General features: G+C 58.5%; 14 protein-coding genes. 7 read left to right on the top strand and 7 right to left on the bottom strand.

Going from position 1 to position 18,987, the window contains the following annotated elements; all coding sequences use genetic code 11:
• Window positions 1-216 precede the first annotated feature (216 nt).
• The 6 genes from GA0061101_RS16605 to GA0061101_RS16580 all read right to left on the bottom strand — a co-directional run bounded on the left by GA0061101_RS16605 (window position 217) and on the right by GA0061101_RS16580 (window position 6,199).
• A complete protein-coding gene (locus GA0061101_RS16605; protein ID WP_092574217.1) occupies window positions 217-567 on the bottom strand; it encodes a hypothetical protein in 351 nt (116 codons plus the stop codon).
• 714 nt (window positions 568-1,281) lie between these two features.
• Window positions 1,282-1,596 carry a curli-like amyloid fiber formation chaperone CsgH gene (csgH, locus tag GA0061101_RS16600; RefSeq protein ID WP_092574215.1) on the bottom strand — a complete coding sequence of 105 codons (315 nt, stop codon included), beginning with the start codon at window positions 1,594-1,596 and terminating at the stop codon, window positions 1,282-1,284.
• Window positions 1,597-1,657: 61 nt separating this feature from the next.
• Window positions 1,658-2,017: a hypothetical protein gene (locus GA0061101_RS16595; protein WP_047639060.1), complete on the bottom strand. Its 360-nt coding sequence runs from the start codon at window positions 2,015-2,017 to the stop codon at window positions 1,658-1,660.
• A 191-nt stretch (window positions 2,018-2,208) separates the two neighbouring features.
• Window positions 2,209-3,339: a helix-turn-helix transcriptional regulator gene (locus GA0061101_RS16590; protein WP_092574213.1), complete on the bottom strand. Its 1,131-nt coding sequence runs from the start codon at window positions 3,337-3,339 to the stop codon at window positions 2,209-2,211.
• A gap of 190 nt (window positions 3,340-3,529) precedes the next feature.
• Window positions 3,530-4,570 carry a hypothetical protein gene (locus GA0061101_RS16585; protein WP_141694085.1) on the bottom strand — a complete coding sequence of 347 codons (1,041 nt, stop codon included), beginning with the start codon at window positions 4,568-4,570 and terminating at the stop codon, window positions 3,530-3,532.
• A gap of 432 nt (window positions 4,571-5,002) precedes the next feature.
• The gene (locus GA0061101_RS16580) at window positions 5,003-6,199 is read right to left on the bottom strand and encodes a glycosyltransferase (protein ID WP_081999545.1); all 1,197 of its coding nucleotides are present in this window, start codon (window positions 6,197-6,199) and stop codon (window positions 5,003-5,005) included.
• A gap of 315 nt (window positions 6,200-6,514) precedes the next feature.
• Between GA0061101_RS16580 and GA0061101_RS16575 the strand changes: the two genes are divergently transcribed.
• From GA0061101_RS16575 to GA0061101_RS16545, 7 genes are all read left to right on the top strand, one after another.
• Entirely contained in the window at window positions 6,515-7,852 is a 1,338-nt protein-coding gene (locus GA0061101_RS16575) for a polysaccharide biosynthesis/export family protein (protein ID WP_092574209.1), read from the top strand.
• A gap of 36 nt (window positions 7,853-7,888) precedes the next feature.
• Window positions 7,889-11,149, top strand: coding sequence for a nucleotide-binding protein (locus tag GA0061101_RS40100; RefSeq protein ID WP_113102583.1), 3,261 nt, complete (start codon window positions 7,889-7,891; stop codon window positions 11,147-11,149).
• Window positions 11,150-11,153: 4 nt separating this feature from the next.
• On the top strand, window positions 11,154-12,458 hold the full coding sequence (locus tag GA0061101_RS16565; protein WP_092574207.1) for a glycosyltransferase family 4 protein: 1,305 nt from the start codon (window positions 11,154-11,156) through the stop codon (window positions 12,456-12,458).
• Window positions 12,459-12,591: 133 nt separating this feature from the next.
• Complete coding sequence (locus tag GA0061101_RS16560) at window positions 12,592-13,284, top strand: sugar transferase (protein WP_047562002.1); 693 nt, start codon at window positions 12,592-12,594, stop codon at window positions 13,282-13,284.
• Between the two features lie 484 nt (window positions 13,285-13,768).
• The gene (locus tag GA0061101_RS16555) at window positions 13,769-15,244 is read left to right on the top strand and encodes an oligosaccharide flippase family protein (RefSeq protein WP_245297490.1); all 1,476 of its coding nucleotides are present in this window, start codon (window positions 13,769-13,771) and stop codon (window positions 15,242-15,244) included.
• Between the two features lie 13 nt (window positions 15,245-15,257).
• Window positions 15,258-16,079 carry a methyltransferase, TIGR04325 family gene (locus tag GA0061101_RS16550; protein WP_080760668.1) on the top strand — a complete coding sequence of 274 codons (822 nt, stop codon included), beginning with the start codon at window positions 15,258-15,260 and terminating at the stop codon, window positions 16,077-16,079.
• A 233-nt stretch (window positions 16,080-16,312) separates the two neighbouring features.
• Window positions 16,313-17,125 (top strand): class I SAM-dependent methyltransferase, encoded by an 813-nt coding sequence (locus GA0061101_RS16545; RefSeq protein WP_047639065.1) that lies wholly within the window; start codon window positions 16,313-16,315, stop codon window positions 17,123-17,125.
• A gap of 118 nt (window positions 17,126-17,243) precedes the next feature.
• Here GA0061101_RS16545 and GA0061101_RS16540 read toward each other — a convergent pair whose 3' ends face one another.
• On the bottom strand, window positions 17,244-18,917 hold the full coding sequence (locus GA0061101_RS16540; RefSeq protein ID WP_244655289.1) for a GMC oxidoreductase: 1,674 nt from the start codon (window positions 18,915-18,917) through the stop codon (window positions 17,244-17,246).
• Between the last annotated feature and the right edge of the window lie 70 nt (window positions 18,918-18,987).

The raw sequence follows: 18,987 nt of genomic DNA, 5'->3' as shown, positions 1-18,987 counted from the left end.
AGCAAGCGTCACTCTGCAAGCATGTGCAGCGCGCTTTTGTGCAAGTTTAAAGCGTTAGTATATTTTAACACGAAAGAATCGAAAGGCGTTGCCTGTGCTTCCAGGCACTTCCTATAGCATGATCTGGCTGCTTGCGCCTGCCTATCTCAGCCCTGTCCCTGCTGAACGCGCAATGGCTGCTCCACCGACCAAGGTCGCCATTAACGGGCATCGGAATTAACTGTTCGAATTACGCCGGTTGGGAAGAAGTTGCCGGCCGGATTGATCGACCGCCCGGTAGGATCTGTCAGCATAGTTATTCGTGTCATTTGTGCCGACGGTGGAGGCCGGCCGGTTCCGATTTGCATCCCTCAGTGATCGCTGGGAGATCTCGAAACTCAAACCGTCATCGAAACCGAGATCGATATCGCCTATCTCCAATACACCCCAAAGGACTTCTCTTCGGCTGGGATTGATGCCGGGGCTGCCGGTCTTGTCGCCGGCCATGACGATGGCAGTTGGATGCTCAACGATGCCGGCACGTCGGGCTGGGAGGATCCGGGGCGTTCCGATGTCTCGTGCCTGCATTGCAATTGCTCCCTTTTTTAATGTTATTATTGAGACCGCTGTTTGGTTGAGTACCGCATGCCGGATTGTCAGGATGACAAAGTGCCGATCTGCAAGTCATTATTCAGATACGAAGCAAGCCGGCGAGTGAGCCCGCTTGCCTCAATAAATCGGGCCTCTTGATCCGAATTTAGCGACGACACTGCCGGACCTGTCAAATCAGCAAAAGGAAGGGGGAGAGCGATGGACGCGCCGTGAGCATGACACCAATTGCGCAAGCAACTTAATCACTTAGACTATATCCAGCAGGTTCATATTCGACGCCCCCTCCAAAGACAGGATATTTGGTCGGAATTGCACGTTGCATCTAATCGATTTGGAGGTACGTCCAACCGCCTGCTCTAGTCCTTGTTGATGTGATGCTCCACGTCGGGAATGCTCGTCGAGCCTGGTCGCATCGACCTTGCCACCCGCCCGCATATCCTCCGCCCCGCATAGCCTGAATGAAAGGTGGAAAGTCAGACGGCGCGGATACCCCATCATTGCCGAGGAGATCGATGGTGACGGCGCGCGGAATGCCAGTACAGGTCAAGCTTATGCTTGCGTGTGATCCATTATCATGCACCCAACAAAAAAAGCCCCCGAACGAGCCGGGGGCTTTGGCGAGCGTCTTGAAAGTTACAATATCTGCGCGATTTTCTTCGGACCATGGCTCGGTGCCTCATCGCGTCTCGCTTATTTTTTTTCCGGCAAGGCAAAACGGCAAATCAGATTTCCGGATGCATCGAAGACCTGCAGCTCCGCGGCCCAGCTACTGGGTGTGCTGCCGACGATAGTCTTGGACAGATCCTCGCGATGTCCTCCCTTGGCAGAAAACTCTCCCCCTTGCATGTTGGAGGACACGCCTCCCTCCGAAGTCGACTGGACCTGAAACTGGTAGCTTCCCTCGCGTGCCTTGGCGGGGATCAGCACGGCGGCAAGATGCGTCATGCCACCGATATCCTGGTACTCGATCTTGCAAGTGTCTGCGGGCGGTAGGGCGTTTACCATCGAACTTCGAGCTCCTTACAGTTTGGGAGAGCCGGGCGAAGCGCCGGCTCTCCCAAGCGCATTAGTGCTGGACCGTCACGGACATGTTGCCCTTGCCAGACTGATCCGTTTCAGAATAGTTGGAATGACCGAACTGGACAGTCGCCGAGAGGTTGGCCTTGCCAGCCTGGTTCGTATAGGACTGATTGGCCTTGCCGAACTGAGCCGTTGCCGAGATATTGTTTTTGCCACTCTGCAGCGATTGGGCGTAATTTCCTTTGCCGACCTGACCGATGCCAGAAAAATTGCCGTGGCCGACTTGTCCGGTCGCAGCCATATTGCCTGTGCCGCTCTGCGACGTTACAGACACGTTGCCGCCGGCAAAGGCCGCAGTCGAGGCAAATACGATAGCGGCGGAAAGAATCAGAGTTTTCATGGACATGGATGTTCCCCTTTCAATATCCGTCCCCATTGACGGTTATTGCAGGCTATCGACGTCCCCGGCGTTCTGCAGTGCCTCAATCAGGCTAAGCTAATAGCGGTTTTAAGAGATGACTTGGGCTGACGTTCATGAGGGGCTGCCTCAACACTTCGCAGCGTAGGTAAAACAGCCTGCCGCCTGGTGGAGATGGACTATCCGATAAAGAGAGACAGCGTTGACAGAAAAGAGAGCAGTTGCCCCTGTCGATGAAATCCATGCCGCGCCATGATCGAAGTCAGCTGATTATGGACCGTGTTCTTGGCGACGCCGCGAGCATGAGCGATCTCTGCTGGGGCATTTCCCTGCGCAAGTTCGCAGGCAAGGCTGGCCTCGGCCGTGGTCAAACCAAGCACGCTGCCGACTACGGCGGGTGTCAATCCGTTGCGGTCTCCCATCTTGCAGAAACTCAGCATGGACTTCGCGTCGTTGCCGAAACCGAGATTCGCAAATGGCGTCACATTGAGCGACTTGGATCCAAGAGGCTCAACTTTCAACAACCAACCAAAACCACCTTCCGCCTCCTTTACCCAGGCGATATTGGCATGGCCCGTTTCAGCATGCTGCTGCGATCGCGCCAGAAGCCTGTCGATCTCCTGACGCAGAGCCGATGAAGCCACCGTGAGAAAGCCTTCCGATCTTTTCAGGAACGAACCGTTCTTCTCGATCAGACGCTCGAAGGCCCTATTGCTTTCGATAATCCTGAAATCATCGCTGACAATAACGCGGGGCGTCGCGGACTGGGAAAAGAAGTGGTCGAGCCGTTCAGCCTTCTCCCGATCCTTCAGCATTTGTCGATGAATGCCCATTGCGATTTGAAGATGTGGGGTCAGTGCCATGAGTAATTCATTGGCAAGCCTGACATCGGCTTGATCTTCGTAGCTGAAGTTCAGGCCGAGAATGAAACGCCGCTGCCCTTCTTTGGTAATAATGGCAATGACCAGCTGCCCCTCGCAATCAAACATGTCGGCAAGATATGCCTGCCAGGTGGAGCCATTCCGCTTGATATCAAGGGCGACGGTTCCACCCTGGCCGAGACTTGCTGTTACGGTATGGACGATGTCGACGAAATCGGCTCTGATGAGCAGATTCCTGTCCACGTGCTTGCTGACGACACTGGCATTCTGTTCCGCGCCGGGGCCTATTCCCATGAAAAAGGCGCTGGTTGCGCCTGTGATCTTCCTGATTTCGCCAACGACATCGCTCCATCCCTCGGGGTTGCAAACGGCCTCATAGATCGTTTGAATGATGTAGAGATGCATCCTTCGTTTGAATTCTTCGGCCATGTTTCTCTCCCCGAATTATTCTGGCGATTTGCCAAAAGGACACGGCAGCAGCGCGGTCATCATATGGGCTGCTGCATGCGTCCGGCGGCAAATCGGGCGATATTCGAGACCAGCTATCTCTATCTGCTTCGTCTCCTGTGTGTCTTTGCTGACAAAATTGCCGGCGCGTCCGAAAGCGCTCGCTTCTATTTCAGAACCGCGCCGCCAAGGACACTCCTACTCCATATTGGCTGGTATTGTACCGTTTGATATCGCCCGCTGTCGGCCGTGGTGCGCCGAATGTTGACTGAACGCTGCCGGACACGCGGAGTTCAACGCGCTCCTCCAAGGGGAAGATGAGGCTGACTTCCATGCCGGTGAGCCCCATCACACCGCTGTCGCGCCGCACGCTTGCCGTATCTTCGATTGCAGCCACCTGAGGCAGGACGACCGTGTGGGTCAGTCTCGATCGCGCTCCGAAGAACGCCATTCCCGCCGTACCGCTGACGCCGATCATGAAAGGAGCGGGCGGATGGAAACGCGCGTCGAAACCAACGACGGGGCCGCCTGCTTCGACGTTAAACTTGCCGGCCTCCGACAGGCTTACGGTCGGTATGCTCGTACCCGAAACGCTGCTGGCCAGGTCGAAGGCCATGCCGTTTCCATAGCTTTCGCGGCTACGGCGATAAGTCAATCCAGCCTTGAGCGTGAAATCCCTGTCCGGCGCGAGTGGCTTTGCAAGCCAGACGGTCTGGGTATAGCCTGTCGCATGGACGAAAGACCATGTGCGGACGGTGCTCGCGCCGAAATCTCCGACGCCCGCGAAAATCAAACCCTGGCCATCCGCAAAGGCGCCGTAGGACGCAGCGCTCGGTCCCCTGCCGTCAGTGACCAGCGCCGCAAACGCAGCGCCGGCGGCAGTCGGGCTCACCGCATATTGCGTTACGGAATTCGGACCCGCCGGAGAGGAGGCGGAACTGGAAATTGCGGTCGTCGCACCGGTGCTATCGGTGAAATTGACATTCGCAAGCGCTGATGCGCCGGAGCTGTCCGTAATCGTAGAGAGATCGATTTCGCCGGAACCCGGCGAGCCAACCGTGATAATGAACGGGTTGCTCGAAATAGCGTTCGTCGAACTGGAATGCCCCGAAAGATCAAAATAGCTTCCGGTCCACATCAGGGAAAAGGCATCGGGGTCAGGCGATAGACGAACGCCTGCCGAAAATCCCGTTGTCGGCCCGGAAGCCGTCACGCTCTTCTCTCCCATTGGAAGCGTGCCGGAACCTACGGACGGAATTGAGAATTGTTGCCAGGAAAAGTCGACCTGGCCGGCGAAAACGGCTTGGTCCTGGGCCGAAGCCTGTTTTGCGCAAACAGCAAAAATGGCCAGCAAAGAGCCCAGACAAGCCTTCGATCCCAAAGTGAGAATACGCGTTTGATCCCCCCACAGTATGAAAAACGAGATTCTCTTATCGCAAGCTATCATAAAATATCGGTGAACATGCTATTTCTTTGTACGCCTTTTGGATAGGGAACAACAACCGCCTACGCCAAAGGTATAATGACCATGCGGATCCATCCGCTGAACTCGCTCCCCGCTTGTTCTTCTTGCCGACGGCGGTTTCAAGCTTGCGGCTTACACATGAGAGCAGCATGACCGCTCGCAATCGAGAGGCTACCGGATCTATTGAAGCGTTGCACTACGTGGCTCGGTGACGAGCGCCGGCAACTGCGCTTCGAACGCGCGTTGCATGGCGGCGATGTTGTAATCTCTGCGGTGCTGGACCGTCTTTCGCATCATCAGTTCCTCATCGATGATGGCCTGCATACCCACCATGAAATTGCGAAGACTGAATTGACCTGCATGCGCCCGTAGCGCCTCGGGATGGAAAAGATGCTCATTCTCCTCGAAATCACGCACGGCCTTGATCAGGCCTTCGACGGATTGCTCGCCAAACAGCATGCCGCTGAGGCCCGGAACGACCGTTTCCAGTGCGCCGCCGCTGCCATAGGCGATGACGGGCCTGCCGCTCGCCATGGCTTCGACTGGAACAATGCCGAAATCCTCCTCGCCCGGAAAGATCAACGCACGGCAGCGGGAAAGCTTTTCCTTCAACACCGCAAACGGCGCGCGCCCGAGGAAGGTGATGGTGGGGCCTGCGGCTCGCTTCAGGCGCTCCATCTCCTTGCCTTCGCCGATCACCACCAGCTTGCGGTTCATTCGGGTGAAGGCCTCTACCGCCAGGTCGATACGTTTATAGGGGATCAATTGGCCAGCGCAGAGATAGAAGTCGTCGATGACAGCTGACGGCGTAAAATCGTCTACGCTGACGGGCGGATGAAGGACGGTTGCCGGGCGGCGATAATACTTGCTGATGCGGTCGCTGACATGGTGCGAATTGGCGACGAAGCGATCCACGCGCAAACTTGTGCTGACATCCCAGGACCGCAGTAACGGCGCCAGCACGGGCAACATCAGCCGCGACGCCAGACCGGCATGGGACCGATAGAAGTGATAGTGATCCCAAAGGTAGCGCATCGGTGAATGGCAATAGCAGACATGTGTTGCGTGTGGCGGGGGGATAATGCCCTTGGCCGGACCCGATTCGCTCGAAATGATCAGATCGTAGTCGGTGAGATCGAAGCTCTCCAGCGCAAAAGGCATCAGCGGTAGGAGCGATTGGTATGCTTTGATGGCGCCCGGGATACGCTGCAGGAAGGATGTGGTGACCTTATGCTTGCGGATTTTCTCCGAGACGCGACTTTCATCATAGACAAGGGTGAAGATGTCGGCATCCGGGTACATGTCGCAGAGGGCTTCGACCACCTTTTCGCCGCCGCGCATCGACACAAGCCAATAATGAACGATTGCTACCCGCATTGTTCTTTTCCCTCCTTGGGTCGCAACAACATTGTGCGGGCGGCAACCTTTGCGACAGAACCCATATCGGTCCGCCATCGCATCCAAATGGCCGAAGTGGGCAGCCGAAAGAGTTAACTGACGAGGAAAGCCTGCACGCAAGGATGTGCAAGCCGGCCTAGGGATGTTCGAGGCGCCTGTATGTCCTGCCAGAAGTGATTAGCCCAAGCGCTGCCGCGGGGTATTTACACGTTATGCGTTCAGCTGATGATCTCGTTGCATAGCGCTTGTCCCGGTTTGTGGCGACGCAAGCGACATAACAACGAGATCTCGCCCATGCTTTCAACTTCCGTTTTCTCTCCCCGATTCGGCCGCAAGCCCTCTGGAGCCCTGGTGCCATGGGTGTTGGCATTGGCGCTTTCCGGGGCAGGTTTGCTCGACACAGCCAGCGCTGCGGCCGACACGGCCTACCACATCAGACCGCAGACGCGGATCAAGGTGGCGATCGTCGAATGGATCGCCGCGACAGGCGAATACAAGGAATGGACGGCGCTGAACGGCGAATATGTCGTTTCGCAATCCGGTATGATCTCTATTCCGATGATCGGGGAAATGCAGGTCAACGACAAGACGACCAGCATCGTCAGCGCCGACATCGGCGACAAGCTGAAGCAGATCACCGGTCTTGCCGTCGCGCCCACCGCCTCGGTCGAGGTGGTCAAATATCCGATGATCTACGTCTCCGGTGCTGTCGAAAAGCCAAGCGAACTGGAATTCCGTCCGGGCCTGACAGTCAAACAGGCCATCGCCATGGCCGGTGGTAGCCAGCGCCATTCCAGTCAGACGGGCGACTATTCCGAGGCGCAGCAGATCAGCTATGCCGGCGAGATCAATCGCATGGAGCTGCAATTGAAGCAGCTCAGTGCCCGGCGCGCTCGTCTGATGGCCGAACTCAACGATCAGCCGACCATCACATTCCCGCCGGAGATCAAGGCCGCACCGGATGGGTCGGTCATCAAGCAGATCATGATAAGCGAGATCGATCTGTTCAATGCCCGTGCCGACGCCCTGCGTCAGCAGCTCGTATCCGCGGGGGACCTCGAGACGCTGCTGCACAACGAAATCAACATTCTCGATGAGAAGATGAGCTCGCAGGACGAGCAGGTGAAGATCGCCCAGGACGAGTTGAGCGATATTACGAAGCTGGTCGATACCAAGATCCTGACGACGTCACGCAAGACCTCGCTGGAGCGGATCGTTGCCGAGATGCAGGCCGGCAAGCTGGACCTCGTCGTCGCGTCGATGCAGGCCAAGCAGAAGCTGAGCGAAACCGAACGCGACGCCCTGAACCTCAAAGGTCAGCGCAAGACCGAAGCCGGGCAGCAACTGCAGACGACCGAGACAGATATCGAGGACACGAAACTCAAGCGCAATACGACGCTGCAGCTGCTCCAGATCGCCGGCGCATCGCTCTCCCGCAGCCAGAGCATCCAGTCGCTCGATCTTCAGCCGCGCGAATATTGGATTACGCGAGGCGGCGGCGACGCCGCCGCTACCCAAGTGTCGGAAACGACGGAATTGCAGCCCGGAGACGTTCTGGACGTTCGCTACAACATTTCCGGAAACCTGGACGGTACGGTGCTGTCCTCGGTCGATCCCACGCAATCCCAATGACAATCAAGACAATCAAACCAAGGTTGGGGAACAATTATGGCAGTTCACGAGATCGGTAAGGGCTTGCGCGGTACGCCATCGGATACCAAGCGCTCGGGGGGCAGCGAATACATCTCGTTTCGCGATATCTGGCGCTTTCTGCAGCGTCATTGGTTGATCTTCGCCATTTTCACCTCGGCGGGACTCGGCATCGGTGGCTTCTATATGGCCACGACACAGCCGGTCTATCTGGCAACAACGCGCGTCGTCATGGACCCGGACCAGGGGCGTATCGTGTCCCAGGATGCGTTCACGGGCACTGTCATCATCGAGGCAGCCGAAATTGCCAGCCAAGTCGAGATCGTCAAGTCCGAAGCGACCGCGCGCGCCGTGGTCGAGAAACTCAATCTCAGCGAGGATCCGGAGATCGTCGGAGGCGTGTCGTGGCAAGCGGCCTTCCACGACAAGCTGCGCGCCTTCATCAGCTTTTTCAAGCACGGCGATGCCAGCGCCAAGGCCGTGCCGAGCGACGATGACTTGATGCGCCGCACCATGGCCTCCTTTCTCTCAAGGGTCTCCGTCACCCGGGTCGGCCAATCCTACATTCTTGAGATTGGCTATAGTTCCATCGATCCGGAAAAGGCTGCGCTGGCGGCGAACGCGATCGCCGAGGCCTATATCAAGACGGGGTTGTCGGAACGCGCCTCCGCGGCGCAAAGTGGTGCCAAATGGCTTGAAACACGGCTCATCGAGGTCGGTCGGCAGGCACGCGAAGCGGCCATGAGTGTGGAAGAGTTTCGCGCCAAGAACGGCATTATGGAGATCAGCAACTCTTCATCACTCGATCAGCAACAATTGTCCGAGATCAGCAGCCAGGCAGTCGCGGCGAAGGCGCAGACAGCGGCTGAGTCCGCCAAGCTTGCCACGCTCAACCAGCTGCTGGCGGGCGGCAAGGTCGAGGGCGACGTCGACGAGACAATCAACAATCCCCGCATCCAGAAGCTGCAGGAAGATCTCGGTGTGGCGACCACCAAGCTCAACAACCTTATCAGCCGATATGACGCCGACAATCCCGCCGTTATCGCCGCGCAGCAGGAAATTGACCGGCAGAAGAACGAAATGCGCAAGGAATTTGCCCGTATCCAAGCCGTCTATAGCGCGAATCTTGAGGTCGCCAAGACCCGGGAAGGGCTTCTGGGTGATGAATTGACCTCGCTGAAGGAAACCGGGACGGACAAGAACCTCGCACGCGTGGAACTGTCCGAAATGGAAAGCCGGGCAACGACATATCGCCGCATGTATGAAAGCATTCTCCAGCAATTGATCGGCGCCATGCAGAAGGAATCCTTCCCGCTCGGCAACGTCCGAGTTGTGACGGCCGCCGCCGCACCGCTGACCAAGGCCTGGCCGAAATCGTCCTTTGTAATCCCCTTCTCCGCCATGCTGGGCCTTACGGCCGGCCTGATGGCGGCACTCCTGCGGGATGGCCTGGATCGACGCGTCAGTTCAAGCGAGAAGCTCCGGCGGGAGCTGGGGCTCAGTTTGCTTGGTCATGTCCCCGTCTATACCAGCCCATCTTTCGTGCCCGGCAATATAGTGGCAGGAGGCTCTTCATGGCGGCGAACCATGTTGCCGCTGAGGTCCGTGCTCGACACGCCCTATTCGCAATTCTCCGAAGCGTTGCGTGGCGTCAAGCACTCGATCGATTCCTCCTTCCCGCCCAATGCACCCATGGTGATCGGCATCACCTCGGTCGGCACCGGCGAAGGCAAGACGACGGTCGCGACCAATCTTGCGCAACTCTATCAGCACGAAGGCGCCTCCGTGGTGCTGATCGATGCCGATTTTCTCAACGCGCGGCTGAGTTGCGTGGCGATGGAATCCGGCATGGATTTCGGGATGGAGGTGCTGAGCGTAAATGATGTGCCGCGCCGCTATGCCGTAGCGCATGAAAGCGGCATGCTGGTCGCGAAGACCGATCATGAGCCCGAGGCCGAGAGGTCCTCCGCGCAGGCCCACGGCGGTGTTCCTGTCGTCACCGTCGACGAGACGGAGAAGTCGGTCGCCTCCTTCCAGCGGTACGGGCACCTGCCTGCCTTGAAGGCTGAGATCGACCTGTTGCGGCGGCGATACAAGGTCGTCATCGTCGACATGTCCGCCTTCGAGGACTCCGCCGATACGCGGGTCATCTGCGCCTATCTCGAAGGTATCGTCGTTGTCGTCGGGCAGACCAACAAGATGACGGTCGAGCGGCTGTCTGATGCGCTCGCAAGCTTCGGCACCACGTCGATCAACATCCTCGGCATCATCGCGAACCGCAGCTACGAGAAGCGGCAACATGGCGAACGTCGCCGTTGGTGGCGCAAGTCACGGGGCCGCGAGACGCGCTTTTCTACCAGACGCCTCGTGGGTTATACGGCGGGTCGCCCTCTCAAGGTCGTCGTCGGCATCGCCAGCACCGGCCGGCGGGACATCCTGTCGTCCATCCTTCCCCATATCGCCAACCAGAGCCGCAAGCCGGACGAGGTCGTCGTCTGCCTTTCGTCGCCGGAGGATATCGATCCGAGCTGCCTTCGCAATCTCGACTTCCCCGTGCGGGTGCTCATCTCCGAACGTGGCCTTTGCCGTCAACGCAATCGCATCCTCGACAATATTCGGGATGCGGATATCGTCCTCTTCCTCGACGACGACTTCCTGATGACGCCGACCTATATCGAAGAAGCCGAACGGCTGTTTCAGTTCCAGCCCGATGTCGTCATGTGCACGGGCACAGTATTGGCCGACGGTATCACCGGCCCCGGCATTTCCGTTCGGGACGGCTTGCGGCTGGTCGAAGCCAAGCGCCGACGGCGCTCGGAGCCTACGATGCAGGTTCAGCCGGTCTACAACGCCTATGGTTGCAACATGGCAATCCGGATGGCCATCATCAACGCTACCGGCCTGCGCTTTGACGAGAACCTGCCATCCTATGGCTGGCTCGAGGACGTCGACTTCAGCCGGCTTGCCGCTCATTATGGTCAGGTGGTCAGTGCCAAGCAGCTCGAAGGTGTTCATCTCGGCACCAAGAGCGGCCGGTCGGCCGGTGTCCGTCTTGGCTATTCTCAGATTGCCAACCCCCTCTACCTGATGCGCAAGCGTACCATGAGCGTGCCGCACGCAACGGCGCAGATCGGCCGCAACCTGGTCGCCAATCTCTTCAAAACCTGGCGGCCGGAGCCCTGGGTCGACCGTAAGGGACGGCTCAAGGGTAACATCATGGCTTTCCACGACCTGCTGAAGGGCAGGCTGGCGCCACAAAACATCGAAATGCTGGAATAGCCCCGTGCGCCCCGCCAATCTCGATCGCGTCGTCATCATTAACGATCGCTCCGCCAGGATAGGGGGGGCATCGAACCTTGCAATCCTTTCGGCTGGTTTGCTGCAGGACGCAGGGATACCGGTAACCTATTTTGCCGGAGATGCCGCCGGCTCCGATCCGCCGGCGGCCGATACCATCAATCTCGACGCCCAGCCGCTGATGCAACAGGCACGTATGCACGCCCTCGTCAGCGGCCTATACAGCCGGCATGCCTATGCCGCCCTCCAGGGCCTTATCGCCCGCGTCGATACACCTGGCACCATCTACCATGTGCACGGCTGGACGAAGATTCTGTCGCCTTCGATCTTTCGAGCGCTGTGGCCTGTGCGCGAGCGTGTCATCCTGCACGCCCATGACTATTTCCTGTCCTGTCCGAATGGCGGATTTGCCAACTATCGCAAGAATCAGGTCTGTCCGCTGACGCCCATGTCGGTCCAATGTCTGACGACGAACTGCGACAAGCGCGGATACGATGAGAAAGTCTGGCGGTCGGCGCGTCATCTGCTGCGGGAGTATTTTTATCCCACACGGCAGATACCCGCCAATATCGTTGTCGTGCACCAGCGCATGCTCGATTATTTCGAGCGCGGCCAGATGCGGACAGCCAATATTGAAATAATCCGCAATCCCGTCGAACCGTTTCTGAAACACCCCATGGATCCCTGGAAGAAACGCGATTTCTTCTTTGTCGGCCGGCTGGAGCCCGAAAAGGGATTTGAAGACGCTGCGATCGCAGCCCGGCTTGCCGGCGTGAAACTCCACGTCATCGGGGACGGTGCCGGCCGCGCGCGTCTGGAAAAAGACTATCCCGAAGTCGTCATTCACGGCTGGAAAACCAAGGATGAGATTCGGGACATCATTGCTCAAGCGCGCGCGCTCGTCGTGTCCTCGCGCGTTCCGGAACCTTTCGGGCTTGCCGCGCTGGAGGCCGTGACCAGCGGCATCCCGGTCATCCTTCCGGATGCAGCGCTCCTGGGCGACGAGCTCGAGGCGCTTGGATGCGGGCTGACCTTTCAGAGCGGCAAGGTGGAAACGCTCGCGAGCGGGATGCGTCGGCTGGCCAATGACGACATGCTGCTTCGTTGGATGAGCGTCAATTGCATCCGCCAGTCCGGCGAGCTGGCGCACACGCCGGCATCATGGCGCGATGCGCTGCTCGTCCTCTACGAGCACATCCTGAAGCGGGCAAACACCACCAGGACGGGCGAAAATGTGCCCGCGCTCAGTGATTTTCCGGTCGCCCGTCAGGTTGTCGACGAGACAAGCTAAGCTGGCGGTCAGCCTTGTGTTCGCGGCTCTACGCCAATGGGACTAGGTCAATGCCCGTAGGGTCAATTGTAAAGGGCGATGGCAACTGCCAGCTTTGAGAAAAGGATTCAGCAGGTGGTAAGGGGTCTGAAACATGCTATCGGCTTTTGATGGCTTTGCCCATGGCGAGCAATCGCTTCGCGATTTGAAACGGACAGTACGGCGCAGCCGTTCGAAACGCCTTGTCGACCTTATTCTTTCGGGCGCGGGATTGCTGTTTCTTGCACCGGCGTTTCTCGTCATTGCAGTCGCATTGCTCCTGGTTGACGGCCGTCCCATCATCTATCGCCACACCCGCATCGGCCGTGACGGCCGACCATTTGAATGTCTGAAATTCCGCACCATGCGCAAGGACGCCGACCGGCGGCTGGCGGAACTGCTCGAACGAGATGCGCAGCGAAAACAGGAATGGCTTTCGACACAGAAACTGATGAACGATCCGCGCGTGCACTGGCTTGGGAAATATTTGCGCATGAGCAGCGCGGACGAGCTGCCGCAGCTATTGAACGTTCAGCGCGGCGAGATGAGCCTGGTCGGACCCCGTCCAGTCGTGGCCTCGGAACTCGAACGCTATGGCGCGCACCTCTACTGCTATCTGGCACTGCAACCGGGCATAACCGGCCTCTGGCAGGTCAATCGCCGCGCGGAGACAACCTATGAAGAGCGCGTGCAATTCGATGTGGATTATTACCACAGCCGCTCGCTGCGCATCGACCTGGCTATTCTCATCAGAACCGTCGGCGTCGTGCTGCTTGCCCGCAATGAAAAAGAACGTCTTACCAAATGAAGAACATGGCAACGGCGATCCATACAATCAGGCAGAATATCACGATCATCCAACGAACCGCGTATTTCCGATGTGATGGGCGTGCCCGCCCTTCGATGATGCGATCGCGATCCTGGTTGTCGTCTTTCATACGCTGCTCTGCATGGTGTTTCATGATAGTTACCGACAAGCCCATTCTCTCTGGCCGACAAACCCGATCCGGTCGCGGCTCCCAAGGCGGTATTTTCTATAAAACAAAGTCGTATAGTCTCGGCTTTTCCCTCTTAGACGCAGCACCCCATGGCATGGAATCATGTCCTGAATGGGAACCCTACAAATTTTTTCTGACGCAAAACTGGATTATTCCACCGATATTCACTCAATATAGTACCAATATTGGGAGGCCAAGGGTCGAGAGGGACATATTGTTCTTTCGCGACCTGGGACAGGCGGTGCGCTGATGGACGGCCTGCCGTTGCATCCCAAAATTTCCAGCCGAACCAGAGTGCAGCGGTGGCTTCTTTCCCGCCTGCCATCAATAGTCGGGGACGGTGCTTCGACGCTCGGCTCGAAGGTCGTCTCGCAGATCGTGCAGCTGCTCGTTTTCCTCGTTGCCGCACGCATGCTGGAATCGGCCGAATTCGGTCTTTACGCTTACAGTTCCGCCATCGTGGTCATGCTCGTCGTCATCGCGGAAGGCGGATGGGGCGAGTTCGTGATGAAGAGGGATTGCACCGATCGTGAACTCGATCAGATCGGGACGATATCGATCATCGCCGGCGTGCTGGTCACGATTGCCGGCCTGTCGGCTGCTGCTCTCGCCTGGTTCCTTTTGCCACGATCCGACGAGGCGCTTCTCCTTGTTCTCTTCAGCTGCTGGTTCCTGCCGTCATCACTCTATGTCGTCTATGACGGGCTATTGGTTGCGCGAGGGCTTTTGCGCAAACAGGCCGCCATCCGCATAGCGAGCGAAGTGGTCGGACTTTGCGTGACCATGCTCGGCCTATGGGCGGGATGGAGTGTATTTTCGCTCGCAGCCGGCCGGCTTGCAGCGCAATTGGTTTGCCTCGGCGCGTCCGCCATTGTGCTCAAATGGTATCCAAAGCTCCACCTGACATGGCCTTTCGCGCGGGAGATTCTCGAATTCTCCGGTCATATCCTGTCGAACCGGCTGATCCTCTTCCTGCGCTCCTATTCCGGCACGCTGGCGATCGGCAGTTTTCTAGGCCTTGCCGAGGCAGGCTACTACCGCGTCGCCGAGCGCATCATTGCGGCCTTTTCCGAGCTCATAGGCGAGCCGGCGCGCATGCTTGCCTGGACGCTGTTTCGCCGTTCCGCGATGATACCGGATTCCAACGGAACGCCTAAGCGCGATATCGGCGCATCCGCAACGGCTTTCATGACAGTCCTCATGGCGATTTCTGCGCCGATCTATCTCGGCCTCTCGCTCATCTCGTCCAATCTGATCGACATCGTGCTTGGCGATAAATGGGCGCCGGCGGCAATTCTCGTGACGATCCTGTCGATGAAGCAGGTCCTGCTGACGCCGGGTTACGTCACCGAGGCGCTCCTGTCGCTATCGGGCAATATCCGCCGCATGCCTCCGACCATGCTGCTCAATGCCGCGGCCTCGGTTGGCCTCATCTTGCTTCTGGCGCCCTTCGGTGTCGAAGCGGCCGCCTGGGGCCAATGTGCCGCCGCCCTGATTTCCTTTCTGACGTCGATGCATCTGCAGCGAAACTACGGCGGCCTTGGCTGGGGGCGCGTCATGCGCAAAAGCGGCTACATCGCCGTGGCGATCCTACTGATGGCGGCAACAGTCTATGGGCTCGGCTGCTGCGCCGAAGTCTGGAACATGCGGCGGATCCTGACGCTCATGCTGCAAGTGCTGATCGGAGGAGCGATCTACGTCCTGGTGCTTGCGGCTCTAAAGAAGCTGATCGGGGACACGGCTTCGATCCTGTCGCCCAGCCAACCGTAACGAGGAGATCACGATGACAACCCTATCCGTGTCCGGCAACACACGTTCTATTCTCAAGGGCGCGGCACAGAGGGCTGCACACGCGTTTTCACCCCTGCGGGCGGCAGTCGGGCGCCTGCACTATCTTTCGCCTCTCCCACGACGATTTACAGGCGCCTACGGCACCTTTGAGGCGGCCATGACAGCCGCCCGCCGGCAGCCGATGGCCGGCTATGATCACGAGGAAATCGCAAGCGTCTCCTTTGCCAAAATGTGCCAGGTGGCGCCATGGGACTATCCGGTGCTGTTCTGGATGCGGAGCCTGATGCCGACAGTGGATGGTCTCATCGATGCCGGCGGGCACATGGGAACGAAATATCGCGCCTTTCGGCCGTTGCTGTCGCTGGATGGCTCCTTTCGCTGGATCGTCTACGATCTGGCAGCCATCGTTCGAGCCGGCCGAAGCCTGGCCGAGCGTGACGGATTGACCGGCCTTTCCTTTGTCGACCGGATCGAGGACGCCGGCGCAACGCCGTTGTTCCTAGGGTCCGGGCTGATGCAATATCTTGATATGCCACTATCCGATCTGCTGAAGCGCCTACCAAGTCTGCCGCCCCACCTGATCCTCAACAAGGTTGCCCTTCGCAAGGGCGGAGCCGTTGTTACGCTCGAGCGGATCGGTAAGACTCATGTGCCTTATCATATGCGCGACGAGGCTACCTTTATCGATGATGTAACCCGGCTCGGCTACCGGCTGGTCGATCGCTGGTCGATCCCCTCGCTGTCGCACGTGATCGACACGCATCCGGAGCTGGGACGCAGCGAAAGCGCCGGCTTCTACTTTCGGTTGGACTAGGCCGCGGACTCACAACGCGCAGCCATAGGCGGATGCAAACGAGCCTGACGAACGCGCCGGCGCTATCATCAACCCACCGCATCCATGATGACAGCACCGATAGCCTGATTTTGCTTCCGTGTTCGCGGAGCTATAGCCGCATATGCCGTTTGACGCCTCTCGGTCGAAACCGACAAAAGCGGACGATTATGTGCTAATCTCACGAGCTACCAAACGGACGGAGGGTGGTGCCAATGTTGGAAACGGACAAGGTATTCGCTGGCTCGATTCCGGAAAATTACGACCGTTATATGGTGCCGTTGATTTTCGAGCCGTTCGCCGCGGATCTTGCACAACGAGCAGCGTCCTTTTCGCCAAACGCTGTTTTGGAAATCGCCGCGGGCACCGGGGTTGTCACGCGCGCGTTGGCGCCAAAACTGTCCGCCGGCGCAAGCTATATCGTCACCGACCTCAATCAACCGATGCTCGACTACGCCGCTTCGCGGCAAGCTCCCGACACCCGCATCAAATGGCGCCAAGCGGACGCTCTGGCGCTGCCGTTTGAAAATGCGGTCTTCGACCTCGTTTGTTGTCAATTCGGCGCGATGTTCTTCCCCGACCGCTCGGCTGCCTACCGGGAGGCAAGGCGGGTTCTAAAGCCCGGAGGACGTTTTTTGTTCAACGTGTGGGATCGCATCGAGGAGAATGTATTTGCGGATGAGGTGACGAATGCTCTCGCAGAGATTTTTCCGAACGATCCGCCGCGCTTTCTGGCACGCACGCCGCACGGCTACCACGATACGGAGCTGATCCGCACCGAGTTGGCGGACGCGGGTTTCTCCCGTGTGGTGATCGAAACGAGAGCCGAACAAAGCCGTGCATCCTCGCCCCGCGTTCCGGCCGTTGCTTATTGTCAGGGAACTGTTCTTCGCAACGAAATCGAGGCCAGGGAAGCGGGAAGCCTGGAGGCTGCGACCGACTGCGCTGCATCCGCGATCGCAGCTAGACACGGTCCCGGCGAGGTTGCTGCCAAGATCCAGGCCCACGTCATCGTGGCCGTGGTCTAGGTGTTGCAATATGCCATTCCGGCAGTTCGCGACATTCCGCTGCCAAGCAGCAATTGCGTCGCTTTCGGAATGAAGCGCACATGAACCGAGTTTGTGGGTACACGCCCTAGCCCTAGCCCTAGGTGTGATGCGTCGATAGCTGCCGGTCGCGGATAGACGCCTTAGGCGACTGCTCGATCTCGTGGCGGCGCTTGATATGATCGGCAAGCCGGATCGCCAGCGTCAGCAGCATCAATGTCGGATTGGCATGGCCGGGTGTGGGAAACACCGAACTGCCGGCGACAAACAATCCGTCGATACCGTGGACCATGGCGTTGGGATCGACGACGCTGGTCAATGGATCGGTACCCATGCGGGTCGTGCATGAGGGATGGGCCATGTCCATGAAGGCGGCAGCGCCACCGTCGTCGGCTTCGATCCAGTCCGCCAATTGCGGCCGCGGCAAACCAACGCGATCAAATTCGTCCACCATGATTTGCGCGAACCGCTTGATGCTCTCGATTTCGCAGGAGCCGATCTTCCAATCGACGCGTGCCAAAGGCTGGCCAAGCCGATCCCGTTGCTTCGAGAGCGTAACGCGGCTTTCAGGATCGAGCCGTTGTTCCGCCATCGCGTCGAAACGCAGTTCTGTGGAGCGATGCGGCAGACCCCGCTTGCGGATCAGCCGGTTGTAGAGGCCGGACGTGATCAGGGCCGGAGACGTTCCGATCGCGAAAAGATCCTGCATGAATGCCCTGCTGGAACCATGGGCCAAGCGTTTGAGCGCCCCCCAGGGGTCGTGATCGGCGTGGATCTGCACGGGATAGGCAGCGCAATTGGTAAGACCCTCCCGCTCCTGCATTTCGGGGCTCAAGGACAATCCCCTCAGATAGAAATGCGTCCGGCCTTCATGCGTCAGACCGTAGAAATTGAAATGCTCGGCGATGGCGTCGATGTCATGCCCGGTGAAGCTGCAAAGCGAGGTGCGCGGGTGGTCGCAAAGATAGCGGCCGACAACGTCGTGCTGATTGCCGATGCCTGCACCCATCACCGAATTTGAGGCCAGCAGCAGACGCGCGTTCTCGATACCTCCGCCACAAAGGACGATCGTGTTCGCATGGACGGTCGCCTTTTTGCCGGCGAGGCTTTCCACGCTCAGCGATGTCGGCCTCAGGCCCTGATCGTCGAGATTGATCTGAGTCACCGTCGCGTGCGTCAAGAAATCTACATTTGCCGCAGCGATATCGCAGGCGAGGCGGTTGAAGCGTGTCGGCTCACCGTGTCGATCCAACGTGTGGCTGAATTGCCAGAAGAAGGGACGCAGAAACTGTTCGTCCAAGCCAAGTTCGCTTGGGCGCGAATGGAGCAGGCCAAAGAGCCGTTTATCATAGAAATTGGGGCCAAGGTTGAGCAGTTCCCCTGCCCGATCAAGGGCTGTCAGCAGTTGATAGCGTGCAATCGGCCAACCGGAAAGCGGGAGCCAGGGCCGGTGGGCGAAGTCGATCTCGTCGAAGGCGGCGCACTTGCCGATCCAGGTATGGCTGCTGCCACCCAGGATACGGTCGCGCAGCTCGAAGGCCGCTACGTCGTTCAGCCATGCCAGGTTGCCGGCATAGCCGCGTCCCGTCGGCTCGACGCTTTTTGAGGCTCGAGGTTCCCCGATATTCTCAACCGCACTCAATGTCTGGGTCTCTGCCTGGTAGTCGGTACCGCCGCTCTCGATGACAAGGACGCGAATCCGTGTGTCGGCAAGCTCTCGAGCGATGGCGATACCTGCCGGCCCACCGCCGATGATAGCCACATCCGCAGCCATCTGAATATTATCTAATATTGATCTGAGATCGACGATCGCCATCATAGTATTCCCGTGTATTCCCGCGTGT

It is taken from the genome of Martinezella lusitana (genome assembly GCF_900094565.1).
Taxonomy (GTDB): domain Bacteria; phylum Pseudomonadota; class Alphaproteobacteria; order Rhizobiales; family Rhizobiaceae; genus Rhizobium; species Rhizobium lusitanum.
This window is presented reverse-complemented; position numbering and strand designations above follow the sequence as displayed.

Bases quoted from the DNA above. Each gene is read 5' to 3' on its own strand.
- GA0061101_RS16560 (WP_047562002.1), top strand. From the start codon at position 12,592: ATGCTATCGGCTTTTGATGGCTTTGCCCATGGCGAGCAATCGCTTCGC.
- GA0061101_RS40100 (WP_113102583.1), top strand. From the start codon at position 7,889: ATGGCAGTTCACGAGATCGGTAAGGGCTTGCGCGGTACGCCATCGGAT.
- GA0061101_RS16590 (WP_092574213.1), bottom strand. From the start codon at position 3,339: ATGGCCGAAGAATTCAAACGAAGGATGCATCTCTACATCATTCAAACG.
- GA0061101_RS16545 (WP_047639065.1), top strand. From the start codon at position 16,313: ATGTTGGAAACGGACAAGGTATTCGCTGGCTCGATTCCGGAAAATTAC.
- GA0061101_RS16580 (WP_081999545.1), bottom strand. From the start codon at position 6,199: ATGCGGGTAGCAATCGTTCATTATTGGCTTGTGTCGATGCGCGGCGGC.
- GA0061101_RS16595 (WP_047639060.1), bottom strand. From the start codon at position 2,017: ATGTCCATGAAAACTCTGATTCTTTCCGCCGCTATCGTATTTGCCTCG.
- GA0061101_RS16575 (WP_092574209.1), top strand. From the start codon at position 6,515: ATGCTTTCAACTTCCGTTTTCTCTCCCCGATTCGGCCGCAAGCCCTCT.
- GA0061101_RS16605 (WP_092574217.1), bottom strand. From the start codon at position 567: ATGCAGGCACGAGACATCGGAACGCCCCGGATCCTCCCAGCCCGACGT.
- GA0061101_RS16550 (WP_080760668.1), top strand. From the start codon at position 15,258: ATGACAACCCTATCCGTGTCCGGCAACACACGTTCTATTCTCAAGGGC.
- GA0061101_RS16540 (WP_244655289.1), bottom strand. From the start codon at position 18,917: ATGGCTGCGGATGTGGCTATCATCGGCGGTGGGCCGGCAGGTATCGCC.
- csgH (WP_092574215.1), bottom strand. From the start codon at position 1,596: ATGGTAAACGCCCTACCGCCCGCAGACACTTGCAAGATCGAGTACCAG.